The 13,820-nt window shown below is 68.6% G+C and carries 20 protein-coding genes; 15 read left to right on the top strand and 5 right to left on the bottom strand.

The genetic code is table 11. From position 1 onward, the window contains the following. Positions 1-524: 524 nt before the first annotated feature. Genes PGN14_RS03530 through PGN14_RS03510 form a run of 5 tightly spaced genes read right to left on the bottom strand, consistent with a single transcriptional unit; the run spans position 525 to position 3,767 of the window. A complete protein-coding gene (locus PGN14_RS03530) occupies positions 525-1,034 on the bottom strand; it encodes a hypothetical protein (protein ID WP_335298008.1) in 510 nt (169 codons plus the stop codon). Continuing rightward, positions 1,031-2,542 (bottom strand): YfjI family protein, encoded by a 1,512-nt coding sequence (locus PGN14_RS03525; protein ID WP_335298007.1) that lies wholly within the window; start codon positions 2,540-2,542, stop codon positions 1,031-1,033. Before PGN14_RS03525 ends, PGN14_RS03530 begins: the two co-directional genes overlap by 4 nt. Continuing rightward, complete coding sequence (locus PGN14_RS03520; RefSeq protein WP_335298006.1) at positions 2,539-3,351, bottom strand: DUF7146 domain-containing protein; 813 nt, start codon at positions 3,349-3,351, stop codon at positions 2,539-2,541. The genes PGN14_RS03525 and PGN14_RS03520 overlap by 4 nt, the downstream gene beginning before the upstream one ends. After that, positions 3,348-3,545 (bottom strand): CHC2 zinc finger domain-containing protein, encoded by a 198-nt coding sequence (locus PGN14_RS03515; RefSeq protein ID WP_335298005.1) that lies wholly within the window; start codon positions 3,543-3,545, stop codon positions 3,348-3,350. Before PGN14_RS03515 ends, PGN14_RS03520 begins: the two co-directional genes overlap by 4 nt. Positions 3,546-3,548: 3 nt before the next feature. Then, on the bottom strand, positions 3,549-3,767 hold the full coding sequence (locus PGN14_RS03510) for a helix-turn-helix domain-containing protein (RefSeq protein ID WP_335298004.1): 219 nt from the start codon (positions 3,765-3,767) through the stop codon (positions 3,549-3,551). Between PGN14_RS03510 and PGN14_RS03505 the strand changes: the two genes are divergently transcribed. The 15 genes from PGN14_RS03505 (at position 3,766) to PGN14_RS03435 (ending at position 13,819) form a co-directional block, all read left to right on the top strand. Next, the gene (locus PGN14_RS03505) at positions 3,766-4,482 is read left to right on the top strand and encodes a LexA family protein (RefSeq protein ID WP_335298003.1); all 717 of its coding nucleotides are present in this window, start codon (positions 3,766-3,768) and stop codon (positions 4,480-4,482) included. The two genes, PGN14_RS03510 and PGN14_RS03505, sit on opposite strands and share 2 nt — an antisense overlap. Positions 4,483-4,679: 197 nt before the next feature. Next, positions 4,680-5,024, top strand: coding sequence for a hypothetical protein (locus tag PGN14_RS03500; RefSeq protein WP_335298002.1), 345 nt, complete (start codon positions 4,680-4,682; stop codon positions 5,022-5,024). Next, a complete protein-coding gene (locus PGN14_RS03495; RefSeq protein ID WP_335298001.1) occupies positions 5,021-5,728 on the top strand; it encodes a hypothetical protein in 708 nt (235 codons plus the stop codon). Before PGN14_RS03500 ends, PGN14_RS03495 begins: the two co-directional genes overlap by 4 nt. After that, positions 5,725-6,804 carry a hypothetical protein gene (locus tag PGN14_RS03490; protein ID WP_335298000.1) on the top strand — a complete coding sequence of 360 codons (1,080 nt, stop codon included), beginning with the start codon at positions 5,725-5,727 and terminating at the stop codon, positions 6,802-6,804. Before PGN14_RS03495 ends, PGN14_RS03490 begins: the two co-directional genes overlap by 4 nt. Then, positions 6,804-7,271 (top strand): hypothetical protein, encoded by a 468-nt coding sequence (locus tag PGN14_RS03485; protein ID WP_335297999.1) that lies wholly within the window; start codon positions 6,804-6,806, stop codon positions 7,269-7,271. Before PGN14_RS03490 ends, PGN14_RS03485 begins: the two co-directional genes overlap by 1 nt. Before the next feature lie 2 nt (positions 7,272-7,273). Further along, entirely contained in the window at positions 7,274-7,744 is a 471-nt protein-coding gene (locus tag PGN14_RS03480; RefSeq protein WP_335297998.1) for a hypothetical protein, read from the top strand. A gap of 3 nt (positions 7,745-7,747) precedes the next feature. After that, the gene (locus PGN14_RS03475) at positions 7,748-8,077 is read left to right on the top strand and encodes a hypothetical protein (RefSeq protein WP_335297997.1); all 330 of its coding nucleotides are present in this window, start codon (positions 7,748-7,750) and stop codon (positions 8,075-8,077) included. Beyond that, positions 8,074-8,361, top strand: a complete 288-nt coding sequence (locus PGN14_RS03470) for a LexA family protein (protein ID WP_335297996.1) — start codon at positions 8,074-8,076, stop codon at positions 8,359-8,361. The genes PGN14_RS03475 and PGN14_RS03470 overlap by 4 nt, the downstream gene beginning before the upstream one ends. Positions 8,362-8,363: 2 nt before the next feature. After that, a complete protein-coding gene (locus tag PGN14_RS03465) occupies positions 8,364-8,855 on the top strand; it encodes a hypothetical protein (RefSeq protein WP_335297995.1) in 492 nt (163 codons plus the stop codon). After that, entirely contained in the window at positions 8,813-9,334 is a 522-nt protein-coding gene (locus tag PGN14_RS03460) for a hypothetical protein (protein ID WP_335297994.1), read from the top strand. Before PGN14_RS03465 ends, PGN14_RS03460 begins: the two co-directional genes overlap by 43 nt. A gap of 2 nt (positions 9,335-9,336) precedes the next feature. After that, positions 9,337-10,554, top strand: coding sequence for a hypothetical protein (locus tag PGN14_RS03455; protein WP_335297993.1), 1,218 nt, complete (start codon positions 9,337-9,339; stop codon positions 10,552-10,554). Further along, positions 10,554-12,437, top strand: coding sequence for a hypothetical protein (locus PGN14_RS03450; RefSeq protein WP_335297992.1), 1,884 nt, complete (start codon positions 10,554-10,556; stop codon positions 12,435-12,437). The genes PGN14_RS03455 and PGN14_RS03450 overlap by 1 nt, the downstream gene beginning before the upstream one ends. Next, entirely contained in the window at positions 12,434-12,703 is a 270-nt protein-coding gene (locus PGN14_RS03445) for a helix-turn-helix transcriptional regulator (RefSeq protein WP_335297991.1), read from the top strand. The genes PGN14_RS03450 and PGN14_RS03445 overlap by 4 nt, the downstream gene beginning before the upstream one ends. A gap of 70 nt (positions 12,704-12,773) precedes the next feature. Next, positions 12,774-13,148: a hypothetical protein gene (locus PGN14_RS03440; protein ID WP_335297990.1), complete on the top strand. Its 375-nt coding sequence runs from the start codon at positions 12,774-12,776 to the stop codon at positions 13,146-13,148. 2 nt (positions 13,149-13,150) lie between these two features. Next, positions 13,151-13,819 (top strand): hypothetical protein, encoded by a 669-nt coding sequence (locus PGN14_RS03435; RefSeq protein ID WP_335297989.1) that lies wholly within the window; start codon positions 13,151-13,153, stop codon positions 13,817-13,819. Position 13,820: the final 1 nt, after the last annotated feature.

Genomic DNA, 13,820 nt, shown 5'->3' with positions numbered 1-13,820 from the left:
GAGGGCTGACCGTCGGTCTTCCGGGTGTAGGGCTCGGCTGCGACGAGGTCGTACACCTGGTCGTCGAGCAGAATGCGGGTGCCGAGCGGCGGCTCGACGGCAAATACCGCCATCATCGTTTCACCTGTGACATGTGGATTTGATCTCCGAACCCCAAGCTGGTTGACGGTGCGGGTGGGGAGGGGTATACGCGCCTACGGCGCTTACCCCTCACCCCGCCCCCCAGCACCCGCCGCAGCACCTGCCAGGCGGGTATTTTTATGCCCCGATCGCTGAACGGATGGGGAACACGGCCAATCGGTCGGCCAGATGCACCCCCAAGCGTCGCACTGCCGTCGCACTCCGGTGCGACAGTCGTTCTCCGATCGGGTTGAAACCCGCGGTATTCCGTCGTTTTCGGGCAACGGTCGGGATCGGTGCGACTTTTGGCGACAGAGTGCGCCACTTCGTCGCCCAGGGGGAGCGTCCCCCCCATCCTGAAACGTTTGTGCGACACCGTGCGACACCGTGCGACAGTGGGGCCGTCATCCGATCGACCTCGCGGTCCAGATCAGCTGCGCGTTGGCGACTGGGCGCTGGTAGAAATACCTGTAGCCCTGCTCGACCCCCTTGCCGATCGCGGCGATGGACCTGTCCCGATCGTCCTTGATGAGGGCGATCACGCGCTCGCCACGGATCTGGAAGATGAGCCCGGCCTCGTCCTGAAAGGGCTCGGACGGGTTGAACCCGAACAGCGTCTCCAGCGACCAGCCGCGCTCGAGTGCGGTGTCGTAGAAACCCCAGGCGAACCGGTGCGCATCGAGGACCAGCTCGGCCCACCGTTCGCGCCGTGCGCCACGCGGCATGTCCATCGTGTTCATGCGGCGCAGTCCGGCCGCCCAGTCGCGCGGCAGGTCGCGGTAGTCGCGCTCGCGAAGGCCGGGGACGGTCCCGCGGATCGCATCGGCATGAACCGGGGCCGGTTCGGCCGCCGCCGGCGGCGTCGCCGGCTCGCGCCCGACGAACCGATCGGGGTCGAAGTTGAAGCCGGTCATGCGTCGTCGTCCGGCACGACGGTGTAAGCGTCGCGGTAGAAGTTCGGGGTGCCGTCGATGACCATCTCGGCACCGCCCTTGATTGGAACGAGGTGGCCGTGCTCGATCAGCAGGTCGATCGCGCGGGTGAGGACGGGCGCGGGCCGAAGCTCGCGAGGGAACACGTTGCGGCTGAGCCAGCGCTTGCCGACGATCCGATGCTCTGTCTTCCGGATCCACGTGATGATTGCGTCGGCGTTCTCGCTGTCCTGATCGGAGGTGCCAAGCCCGATCAGCCGCAGAAACTCCTCTACGTAGAACTTCGAGAGCTTGATCGCGGCAGCCAGCGCCTGGGCGCTGATCTCCTGCACGTTGCGATCCTCGAAATAGGCCATGACGCCGGCCAGCCGCGCCGAGTGCTCGGGCAGCTTAGATGCGAAGCCGCTGATCTCCTCGAACATCCCGCCGGGCCGCTGCTCGGCCTCGATCGCGTTATACCAATGGACGTACATGTCCTTGGCCGCGGCGCTGAACGGCACCAGCCGGGGCGACAGCTCGCGACTGTCCGGGTCCATCGGCCACGGCGAACTGAGCAGCCGGTAGATGCGCTGGGAGAACTGATCGATCAGCTCGCCGTCGTTGGGGTCGGGATCGCGCCATGTGCGCGAGCCCTTCAAGGATGACGGCTGGCAGATCAGGATGCGCGACAGCAGGCCCTGATCCTTCAGATCGGCATCGCCGAACAGCTTCCGCGCGATCCGGGGCTGCAGCATGAGGTGGAGGGACAGCCGCCGACCGGCGAGGAACGTCACCACCTCCGATGCGCGGACGCGCTTGATCGGGGCGCCATCCCACAGCTTCGACAGCGCGCCGCCGGTGGCGCTGCGGTTCTCTTCCGTCATGGAATGGCCGCCGAGGACCATGCCGCCTTCGTCGGAGAACAGGCCGAGCGAAGGCATGGCCTCGCCGAACAGCTTCTGCAGCCCCTGCACCGTGGGATCGTCGGTCGTCAGCAACGGCTGCGCGGGTGCGAACGGCTCGCGACCGCACGCCTCGATGGCCTGGCGGATCTGCTCGCGGTCCTTGCTGCCGCTCATCGCCTTCTTCTTCGCGGCGGCATAGGCGGACTGGTCGGCGAGGAACGACGACTGCTGGACCGCGTAGGCGTCGCGCAACTCCTTCTCCCGCTCGCGGATCGCGCGAAGAGCCAGCTTGTCGGACGACGACTTGCGGTCGCCCGATCCCATCACCGTCACCATGAAGATGGATGTCGGCACCACCTCGCCGGTCGGCAGTTCGACGTCGACGTAGGGCTGAACGGCCAGCGCGGCGGCGGCGAGTACCGAATTGGCGGCCGTGGCCTCGGGCGTCTGGACGCGCGATGCGATCGCGCGCGCAGCGGCGAGCAGGCGGGGCGTCAGGGCATCGATCGGGAACGCGCCTGGTGCGGCGACTGGCGGCTTGATGGGGATGGGCTGACCGGGGATGCGGTCGGCCTCCTGATACTGGCGGCTGAACGCTGCCGTCATGCGCGGATGTTCCGCAGCTGGTCGTTCCAGTCCTTGAAGCCGTCGGCCGGCCACATCGTGCCGACGTCATAGCCCCGGTCGACGAGTGCCGCCGCCGCGGTGCGGACGGCCAGCCGCCCGGCATCATCGTTCTGCCCCGCGATGATGACCCGCTTGATCTCGGGCGGGAACTCGACCGCGGGCATCATGGCCGTGCCGAGGCACGCCCACACGCGCTTGTCCGGCAGTTCCTGCGCGAGGCTGAGCGCGTCCTCGGGGCCCTCGGTGATGATCACCTCGGACGACGGCGGCCGACCATGGTCCAGCCGCAGCGCGCCGCCGAGGATTCGACCGCGCGACAGCTTGGGGCGCTTGCCGTTCGCCTTCGCCCGGCCGCCGTCCCGCAGGAAGATGCACTGGACCGCGACCAGCTCGTCGCCCTTGGTGATCGCGCCGACCATGGCGGGCATGTCCGGACCGACCTCGCCCGTCTCGCGATCGCGCCACCTGGGCGTCATTGCGAAACGGATCGACGGCGGCAGCGGCATGGCGATGCCGCGCACCCGTGCGTATGTCTCCGCCGCCGTGCCGCGCCAGTCGCGCGCGCGTTCCCAGATCTCGACCGCCTCGCCGATCGCCGCGGCACGCGCGGCCGCGTTCTCGGCGGCGCGCTTGACGCGCTCCTCCTCCAGCACGACGGGAAGATCGGACGCGCCTAGCCACTCCAGCGCCTCAAAGAACGAGCATCCTTCCGTCTCCATGACGAAGCGGATGATGTCGCCGGACGCACCACAGCCGAAGCAGTGATACAGGCCGTCGGCGTCGTTCACCACAGCGATCCAGATCGCTCGTTATGGAAGACGCACAGGCCGTAATGCTCGGTGCCCGACCGCTTGAGCGTCGTGCGCCGGCCGACCACGTCCGAGATGTTGAAGCTGTTGCGCGCCTCTTCGACCGCGCGCCGGAACTGCGCGTCATCGAGGCGGCTGCCCCCGCGCCGAGCCCCCCTCGGCTTGCCGCCCATGACCTACGATCCCGCGACGGCTACCTCGAGCGTCGGCTCGAAGAAGCTGCTCGCCGTCACCGCCCCGTCGGTGGCCTTGTCGATCTTTGCCATCATGCGCCCGGTCGGCACACGCGTCCCCTTGACGTAGCGCTCGACTGTGCGGCCGTGTGGCGTGCCGATGCGGCGCGCGAACTCGGAGAACGAAATGCCGTTGTCCTGAAGGTATTGGGCTAGCGTCATGCGTCCCGTTCTAGGCCATATGGCTAAATTGGGCAAGACCATTAACCTCCTTTCCGTATGGCACCTCCTTAGCCGTTTGGCTAAGACGGGATGTACAGTGCGGAGATCGACGGTGGCGCGAGCGCATCGGGTTAAGAACAACGTGAGGGACCTGCGCAAGGCGCGCGGGATGACGCAGGAGCAGCTGGCCGCGAGGGTCGGCGTGCACTTCACCACGATTGCCAAGCTCGAGCGGGCCGAGCGGGGCCTCTCTATGGACATGCTCGCGAGCCTGTCTCGCGCGCTGGGCGTGGCGCCGATCGAGATCATCAACGGGGAGAGCGCCTCGCTCCAGCAGCCTCCCATGCGAATGGTGCCTATGCTTGGCAGGATCGCCGCCGGCAGCTGGCGTGAGGCGATCCAAGATCCTGATGGGGCTGTGCCGGTCCCAGGCGCAGGCGAGAACGCCTTCGCCCTGACGCCGGACGGCGACAGCATGAACATGCTCGTCGGCCCCGATGCGCTGATCGTCGTCGATCCGGACGACGTCGAGCTGCGGGACGGGAAAATCTACGCCGTGCTGAACGGTGACGGCGAATCCACCTTCAAGCGCTTCCGGACTGAGCCTCTCCGCCTGGAGCCCGTCTCTACCAACCCAGAACACCAGCCGATCCTGCTCGGGCAGCAGCCCTTCACGGTTATAGGCCGCGTGGTGTGGCAGGTTTCAGCTCTCTGAAACAGAACTAGACCATTAGGCTAGCTTTTCGCTTCCATGGTTAAGGCCATATGGCTATGCTTTGTGTCGTTCGCTGCTAGACCCCTTGGCGGGAAGGCGGTGAACGGCAGGGTCTAGCCGGCGCGCCTCGCGACGACTGATACAGCGGCCGAACACGCCGCCGGGCCGATCCTGCTGAACGCGCAGGAGGTTGTCCGATGGCTCTACAATCGCATCCCGCGGCCCCGCCGATCGACATCGGCGCGCTGCTGTCCACGCTCCACACCGCCGACCTGAAGGCGATCGCCGCCACCGCCATCGACCTGCTCGACGCGCGCGCTGGTGACTGCGATCTTGAGGACGACGATCCCGCCGGTGACCCGCTCGACATCGACGGGGAGCATCCGTGCGATGACGCGAGCACCATTCTCGCGATGCGCCCGGTCTATGGGGCCGATCAGTCGCTCGGTCCGGTCAACGGCTTGGTCGCCTATCAGGAGCACCAGGCGGAGGAGCTGGGCCTTGTCCGCACCGCGCGCGGCACGTGGGCGCGCGCGGCATGAGCGCCGCACTTGCGCTCTCGGCGCCGTCGCCGATGGTCGAGGCCGATTTGCCGACGCACGTCGCGACCGCCGACGAGCCTATCCCGGCGCCGGGTCAGCGCATGCCCGAGGACGGGCCCGACATGCGGCACGTCGCGCCGATCGACGACATGCTCGCCGACCTCCAGCCGTTCACCGACGACCAGGACGATGTGGGCTACGTGCAGCGGTGGCGCGAGCATCTGCGCGAGATCGGCGGCTCGGTCCTTCTGCACTATGCCCGCGATGGCGAGCGCGATCTGACGTTCGGCCTCCCGTGCGATCCGCAGGTGCGCCATCGCAGCCGCTGGGCCTTCTACCTCTTCGACGACCTCGAGAAGCAGGACGGTCGCCGTGACGTGCTGATGCACGTCCTTCAGCGCGAACACCTCTTCTGGGACGAGCGCCGCACCGATGCCGCCGCGACCACGCGCGCGGTGCGCGACTTCGTGCGGACGGGCGGTCGCATCCTCATCACGCCGGAAGGCGAGCTGACCGAGGGTGGCGGGATGCCGCGAGCCTTCATCCACGGCACGGCTGACGAGGTCGAGGAAGTGGTGCGCGCGGGACGCGTCTATTTCGATGTGCGCCGCCGACTGCGTGCTGACCGGCAGATTAAGCGAGCAGTCCGGATGCTGGGTCGCCGCACCGACAACGGGTGGCTCGTGCTGGAGGCGTGGGCATGAGCGCCCCCGAAGTCACCCGCGTCGCGGTGTCGCTGCTCCGTCGCGACGGCGGCACGCAGATCCGCGCGCAGGTCAGCATAGACGTCGCGAAGGACTACGCCGAGGCGATGGGCCGCGGGGACAAGTTCCCCCCAGTCCGCGCACGCTACGATGGCACGCACTACTGGCTCTCCGATGGCTTCCACCGCGTGATGGCCGCCGACCTGATCCAGCAGATCGCGATCGACACCGAGGTGCGCCCCGGGACCCGGCGGGACGCGCTGCTCGACGCGATCGGCGCGAACGCGAGCCATGGCTACCGCCGCACGAACGCGGACAAGCGCCAGGCGGTGCTGACCTTGGTCAGCGACGAGGAGTGGTCGAAGAAGTCGGACCGCGAGCTCGCCCGGATCGCGCACGTGGACCCCGGCATGGTCGGTCGGCTGCGCCCGCCGCCATCTGTCGCTGAGCCGCAGAAGCGCACGGTGTCGCGCGGAGGCAAGACGTTCGAGATGGATGTCGCCGGGATCAACCGGGAGCGGGCCGCCGCGCCGCCGCCCGCACCCGCGCCGGTTAAGGGCAGCGTCCAGCTGCGGACGCTGCTGGGCGAACTGCGCGCGGGTGCCGACGTTCAGACCGCCGCGGTCGTCGCCGAGATCGGCATCGCCGAGGCGCGGGAGCACGCGCTGGCGGAGGCGCGCGGCGAGTACAGCGACATCACCGCGATCGAGCCGAACTGGAAGATCGAGGGCGACACCCTGATCCTCACGCTCACGTCGGGACTGGACGAGGGTGAAGCGTCGCCGCCGCCCGCCGCGAACGACGTGGATCCCGAGCCGGCCGTCGAGGACGAGCCGATCGCGTTCGACTTCGACGCCGCCCAGCGCCGCGATGTTGTGATGCAGGCCGTCCAGGCGATCGCCGAAGCGCCGGCGCCAGCCGACTTCGCGGCGATCTGGTCGCAGCACGTCGGCCGCGGCGTCCCCGACGAGATCGTCCCCCGCGCAGCCGCCTGGATGGCGGCCTTCGCGACCCTGTTCCCCGAGGCCGAGGCCGCCCGCCAGCGCGCCCTCGCCACCATGCTGGAGAAGCTGTGATGAGCATTGCCAACATCGTCGCCGACGTGACGGCCGAGCACCAGAAGGGCGGCGTCCTCGATCGGGACGCCGCTGTCGAGGCAGCGCTGCCGCAGGTCATGGCTGATCCGCTCGCGGTCGAAACCATCGTTCGCCAGGATCTCGCACGCCGCATCAAGCAGCACGCGGTCAAGGTGCGCGACGCCGCGATCAACGCCTTCGCAACCGGCCAGCAGTCGTTGTTCGACCTGCGGCCCGCGCACGTCCTCGGCGGCGAGGAGGGCGTGATCAAGTCGACGCGGACGCTGAGCCGCATCGAGTTCAACGGCCTGATCAAGGTGCGCCAGCGCCAGGTCGAAGACGACCTGTCGTATCTCGCCCGCCTGCGCCACGCAGCCGACGAGACCAGCGCCATCTGGGATCGACATCCGGACTGGATGTGGGGACAGGTCGAGGACGCCTATCGCCGCATGAAGAAGGCGGCCTGATCGTGGCCGGCCCCGCACCCGCCACGCTGCCGATCACGCCGCTCGGCGCGATGCACGACCGCTACGAGGCCGCCTGGAAGGCGGACGCGAAGGTCGAGGCGGCCGAGAACGAGCTCGTCGATGGAGACCCCGACAGCGAGACGCTGAAGTTCCGGTACGAGGACGCCCGCAAGAAGATCGGCGCTGAAACCGACGCCCTGCGCGTGGCGATGCTCTACCAGGTGCCGCTGTGCTGGGCCGACGCCCTCATCCTGCAATATCACATCTGGGCCGTCGCCGACGTGCTGGAGAGCAGCGACGTCCGGCCCGAGGATGAGCGCGAGGCGCTTCTGGTCGGCATGGAGACGCTGTTCGACTTCATGGCCGCCGAGGTGGCCGACGTCGACCACGAGGCGATCGGCCCGATGTTCAAGAGCCACACCATGCTGGCCTGGAACCGCCGTCGCACCCGCACCGCCGAGCTGGAGGACTGACCCATGAGCGAGACGACGATCCTCGCCGAGCAGGAGTTCGGCGCGCTGTTCACCGCGGGCGAGGCCGCCGCGATGCTTCGTGACCAGTTGCCCGGGAAAGTTCGCGGGATTCAGCAATGCGTCCTGCTGGGCGCGATGGACAAGGCCAAGACCATCCAGTTCATCGAGGGGCAGGTCGCCGAGGGCGAGGACGCCGCCGTCCACTTCTTGGATACGGTCACCGACTTCGAGGCGTGGGCCACCGATCTCGCCCAGATGGCGGGGATGATGACCGCCCGCGTCATGTGCGCCGCCGCGAAGGTGGTCGACCTGCCGGCGGGAGAGCCGGCATGACGCACCTCGAGCGCCAGCTTCTGCGCTTCATCGAGCAGTATCTCGCCGATCACGACGGCGTGGCACCGACGCTGGCCGAGATGGCCAGCGCCGTGGGCGTCGCGTCCAGGTCGGGCGCGCACCGGCTGCTGGAGAGCCTGGAGCGCCAGCAGCTGATCCGGCGCGAGCCGAACCAGACGCGCGCCGTCCGGTTGGTGCTGCCTGCCGTCGACCTGTCTAAGGTGCCGGACGGGACCCTGCTGGCGGAGGTCGCCTCGCGCGGCCTGATTCGGGCGGAGGGCTGATTGTGGCGACTCCACCGACCCCGCTCAACGCACAGGAGCGCTACGCCGCCGATGCCATGGCGACGGCTCTCTACAAGGCCGTTGTCGCGATGGGTAAGGGCAAGACCGATCCCGACGACCCTTACTGCTGGGACGACGAGGCAGCCTTCGAACTCTACGGCGAGATCCGCAACGCCCAGGCTGCCGCCGAACGCGCGCGCTTCGGCCGCCCGCGGTTCTTCGAGGCGACCTGCGCCACGTGCCTGCACTTGCGCCCGTACTCGTCGGGGCGTGCCGACCAGCCGCCGGTCGATCGCCGCGACCTCGACCAGCCGCGCACGCTCCCCACCTCGGAGGCGGACGCCGACGCGGTCGGCGTCTGCACCGAAAGCCCGCCGCAGCGGCTGCACCTGCCGATGAGCAAGGACGCGCATGGCGCGTCCCACTGCCCGAGGGTGCACCGCGACTGGGTGTGCGGTCGCTGGACGGCGATCACCAGGCGGGGTCATCCGTGATGCTTGCGCCCGTCCTGCCCTGGAAGGCTTCGAACGCCCGTCGTGGTCAAACCACGATGGAGGAAAAGATGCCTGCAATCATCATCACCAGCCCGCGCGGCACCCGCGCCGCCTGGGATGCGGGCCTGTTCGACGCGCTCGTCCTGTCCGTGCACACGCTCGGCGGCGGCGATGCGCTCAGCCCCGCCGACCGAACGCTCCTGACGGTCGCCGCGCTCAAGTTCTGGCCCGACAATTCGATCGTCACGATGGTGGATCGCGTCCTCTCGGTCGAGGACACGATCGCCACAGGCGGACGCGGCACCGCGAAGGCAATGCTCGCCGAGCGTGACCTCGACCGCCACCTGACCGACGCGCTGCTGCGCCCGGTCGTCTTCTCCAGCACGCTGCGCACGTTCAGCGACGACGAGCTCGATCGCCTGATCGAAGCCGTGGACGCCGCCGGCGTCGACGCGCGCACGTTCGGGTTCAGGAAGTAGCCGTGGGCCGGCCGAAAGCGCCCGCCTGGGCCAAGTCCGAGGTCGAGATCCTGCAGGACGTCTACCCGCGCGAAGGGCTACCCGGCGCGTGCGACGCGCTGCCTGACCGGTCGTGGCACGCGATCCAGGTGAAGGCGCACAAGCTCGCGCTGCGCTCCCCGGTGATCGGAAAGGCCCCCGAACCCAAGCTGCAGGGCGACCGGCTCGAGGAGGCGATCCGCCTGCGCGAGGAGGACGGCTGGTCGTTCGCCCGGATCGGCGCGCACTTCGGCGTCGCCGAGTCCTCGGCATGCAACGCCGTCCTGATCGCGCTCTGTCCGCGGAAGGGGTTCACGCCAGCCGAGCGCGACGAGCACGGTCGCATGACGGCCAGCGGCCTGGAGCGCCTGCGGCTGCTGCTGCGCAAGGGCCTGAAGGCGGTGGACATCCAGCTGCGGCTGGGGCTGTCCGCCTCGACGATCGCCGAGCAGCGCCGCCGCTACGCCGCCGACCTGAAGGCGCGCGGCAAGGCCCCGTTGCCCCCGGCCGGCGGCGGCGAGGCCTACAGCGGCGCGCGGATCCCGCGCGACAAAGTGCGCGAGGTCGAGCGGCTGCTGATGACCGGCCTCGGCGGCCCCAAGGTGGCGGACCAGGTCGGGGTGTCGAAGACCCACGTGCAGCGCATCCGCGGCAGGATGGTGAAGCGGCTTCGCAGAAAGGGCGAGTGCCTGCCCGGATGCGACGCCACCGGCAAGCGCGTGACCGTGACCGGCCACGTCGCCTCGGTCCCCGCGTCGTCCGTCGCGAAGCTGCGCGGCCTGATCATGGAGGGCGTGCCGGTCAGCAGGGCGGCGCTGATGGCGAACGTCGGCACCTGCACCGCCTACCGTGTCCGGGACGACCTGCGCGCCGAGCTGCAGGCCAGGGGCGAGCAGCTGCCGGCCGCGAAGCGGCTGGGCCGCGGCAAGGGCCGGGTGGCGAACGTCCGCGCGGCGTGGCTGCCGGTGGGTCGCGTCAACCTCATCCTCTACCGCTCGATCCTGCGCGAGGTGGACGGCAACGAGGCGGAGGCGCGCCGACGCACGGTGCGTGCGATCGCCGAGCGCGACGGCCAGGATCCTGCGCTTGCCGAGCAGATGGACCGGCTTCGTCGCGGCGCCACCGTCGTCGCCAAGCTCGACCTGCGCCGTCCCGATCCCGCCTACACTCTGGGCGGCGTGGCTACGGGGTCGCTCGGCTGATGCCCCGTCCGAAGACCCCCGTCTGGACGCCAGCCGACGAGGACGCCCTCCGTCACGATTATGCGCGCGCCGGCATCGAAGCGGCTCGGCAGAGCCAGCCGCACCGTTCGTGGCATGATCTCGACCGAAAGGTCGCGCAGCTCGGGCTCGCGCCGCCGGCCTGCGGCCTAGCGACAGCACCACGATTGGAAGGCGCCATGCTGGACGAGGCTGTCCGGCTGCACGAAGCTGGATGGGGGTTCGCGAAGATCGGCCGTCGGCTCGGCTTCCCCGACACGACGATCTCGAACCTCGTCCTGATCGCGATGTGCGAGCGCCGCGGCTTCACGCCGGCGCCACGCGACGATCGCGGCTGGCTGACGCCGGAGGGGCAGGAGCAGCTGCGCTCCATGATTAGGGAGGGGCGCGCGACCGGCGACATCCAGGTCCGGCTGGGCGTCAACGCGTCGGCGGTGTCGATGTATCGGCGCAACCTGTCGAAGAAGGTCGACACGATCGACCTCACTCGCGCCGACATCCCCGGTCGGGCGGCCAAGGGAAAGCGCGCGCGCCGCCTGCGGGCAGCCGAGCGCGCCGCGATCGCCGACATGCTCCGCGCCGGCTGGGCGGACCGCCATGTAGTGCTGACGCTCAATGTTCCGCTCCGCTCCGTCCAGGTCGTTCGGAAGCTGCTCGACGACGCCGGCGAGATGCCGACGCACTGCCCTTGCGGGAAGGTGCGCGGACACAAGGGTCAACATGCGGACCAGGCGGTGCGCGACCTGTCACCGGAGCTGCGGAGGGTGGTCGAGACCGGCCTCCGAAAAGGCAAGGGCGCGAAGACGATCTGGAAGGAAACCGGCGTCCCCGCCAAGAACGTGCGGCTGATCGGCCTAGAGCTCGCCGCAGCCGACAAGCTGCCCGACACCTGCCCGTGCGGCGCTCCGCGAGGGCATGGCGGGCCCTGCAACGGGGACGCGCACGAGGAGATCAAGCGCCGCTACAGAGCGGGCTATTCAGCCGTCGAGATAGCGCCGATCGTCGATCTCCACGTCCACTCGGTTTGGTCGCACCTGCGCAGGCTCAAGCGCAAGGATGTGAACCTCGGCCTGTGCCGGTGCGGCCAGCCGAACGGGCACTCCGGCGGCTGCATCGCGAACGCCGCCTTCGCGCTGTCCCGCCAAGATGTCAGGCGGATCGAGCGGCTGGTGCGCGGCCGCATGTCCTGCAACGAGATCAGTCGGCGGACTGGCTTCAGCCCGCAGACCGTGAGCCGATACGCGACGCCGGTGTGGGAGGATCTGTTCGCCAACGGAGTCGCCTGCGGTTGCGGCCGACGCCTCGGGCACGTCAGTCTCTGCATCGAGACCTACGAGACCGGCGAGCGCCGGCGCGGCGCCGCTCCTATGGAGCCGTCCCTCTACCGCGCCGTGCACCGGATGCTGCTCGACGGCGTCAACGTGGTCCATATCCGGGCCGGGCTCGACATCTCGGAGCATGCGATCCTGCGGGTGCTCTCCGACTTCACGCCTGAGCAGAAGAGTAGGCGGCTGTCTGATCTCCGCCGCCGCAAACGGCCGAGCGAAGGTGCGCAGAGCGGCCGCGATCTGGTGGCCAAGGTGAACGCGCTGGTCCCCCGGGGCATCGACAGGTCCGTGCGGGAAGAGGTGATCTCCGAACTCTGCCTCGCCGTCATGCAGGGCGACCTGACGCTGGAAAGCATCAAGGACCACTGCGACGCCTACGTCGGTCGAGCCTTCTCGCAGTGGGCCAGCGCATTCGGCCCCCGCAGCCTCAACGAGAAGGTCGGCGAGGACGGGGATCGTGAACTGCTCGACCTCCTGCACGACACCACCGCCAGCCTCTCGATCGACGAGATCGAGATCGGCCAGCCGCCGCCATGATCGCCACCGCCGCCACCACCGACCGCCAGCCGAAGACGACGAGGACCGCCGTGACCACCGACACCACCGAAAGCCAGCCCGACGACGACCTGATCTCCCTCGAGGAGGTCAAGCGGCTCGCCGGGATCGGAAAGACCATGATCTACCGGCTCGAGCGCGCAAGGCGGTTCCCCCAGCGCTACAAGCCGGGCGGACATGCCAGCCGGTGGAGCCGCCGGGAGGTGATGGAATGGCGCGCGGATCAGCGTCAGGCCCGGACGTCATAGATGCTGGGCGCTGCCTCCCTTGCGAGATCTACGACGCTGCGCGACCATGTCGGGCAGGGAGAAGCGAATCATGTTGACCGATGAGCAGATCGACGCTGCCAAGACGCGAACCAAGTATACTGATCAGCCGCACCACGAGCATAATGATTGTATTAGGCTGGCTTACGAGTGGCTGGATGCTCAGAAGACGATCGCATCCGCACCGCGGAAGTATCTTCCACTGAAGCACATCATCGAAAAGTGGGCGGGACGCTACATCAGCGAAACTGACGTCAACGTCGCCGCGACAATGCATCCGCGCATCGCTGGGACGTATCCCAATTTCAACCTGAGCGCCCGCTTGGTGCGCCCGCATGACCGCCGCCTCGCTGGTATCGGCGAGGCATTAACCCAGGACTATCGCGAGCGAATCGACGAGACGCGATACGCAGTCGAGGAAGCATAGCCGTGAGCGGCTGGGCTGAACGCGCGGCAGCGGCGATCATGCCGCACAGCAAATCGCGGACGTTGGCCGCAGCGCTGAACGAGTGGGCATACACCGGCAGGTTCTTCGACCTCGAAGCGACAGACGGGACGTGTGAACTCTGCGGGCAAGAGGATCTGCGGTATCACTTTGAAATTGAAAACCGCGAGACGGCCGCCTCTCTCCTCGTCGGCTCCGAATGCATCAAGCGGTTCGACATCGGTGGGATCGACGAGCAGGGGCGTCGGATCGACGCCGCTGACACGGGGCGGCTCGTCGACAAGCATCGACGGGGTCTGGTCGAGGACGCCCGCAAGCGACGGGTAATGACCGCGCTGCTTAAGCTCGAACAGAAGGACCGCACCTTCGAAGCACGCTCGTTCCTCGAGTTCGTGGACGACAAGGGGGCGTTCACGCCGAAGCAGGTGGCCATGCTGTTCTGGCGCCTCGGGACCGCCGGGATCGAATATCGGCCCACTGACTGGAAGGTTCGCATGCGGCGCGACAGCGACTACGCACAGCTGCGCACAATGAAGCCCGCGGCGTTCAATCGCGTCATGGCCGCCGCGACGACGGCGCAGCGCCGCCGGGTGGCGGAGATTGAGGCGAACTTCGCGCGACATGGGCAGCAGTGGCGCGGTCCCACGGGTTGAG

This window comes from Sphingomonas adhaesiva, from assembly GCF_036946305.1.
Lineage (GTDB): Bacteria > Pseudomonadota > Alphaproteobacteria > Sphingomonadales > Sphingomonadaceae > Sphingomonas > Sphingomonas adhaesiva_B.
Note: the sequence above shows the minus strand (reverse complement) of the source record. Positions and strands in the feature narration are given on the sequence as shown.